The organism is Pseudomonas sp. FSL R10-0056 (genome assembly GCF_009600105.1).
Lineage (GTDB): Bacteria > Pseudomonadota > Gammaproteobacteria > Pseudomonadales > Pseudomonadaceae > Aquipseudomonas > Aquipseudomonas bubulae.
On sequence record NZ_WIWL01000127.1, the window covers coordinates 1 to 287 of the forward strand.

Consider the following 287-nt stretch of genomic DNA (forward strand, 5'->3'; position numbering starts at 1 on the left):
CGGCTCCACCATGCGGGGCCCCAGCTGGCAGCTCTATATGCCTTGGGAGAGCTGGCTGCACCACAAGCCTGACCCCAGCTCTACCACCAGCTTTCCTATTTGGGCGGGCTTGCTCTGCATCGGCGGTTTCTTCACGGCGGGCATGGCCCTGCCGGCCCTGCTCTTCCGCGAGTGGTTCGAAGAGAAGGGCATCATCCGCTACGCCCTCATCATGACGCACCTGCTGGTCATGCTGGCGGTGCCCATCAAGATCGTGCTGCGCATCTTCTTTGACGTGAAGTATGTGC

The 287-nt window shown here is 61.7% G+C and carries 1 protein-coding gene; it reads left to right on the forward strand.

What is annotated here, in order from left to right; genetic code table 11:
* Positions 1–37: 37 nt before the first annotated feature.
* A partial coding sequence (locus tag GHO42_RS25705) for a hypothetical protein (protein WP_218576000.1) occupies positions 38–287 on the forward strand: 250 nt, incomplete at its 3' end.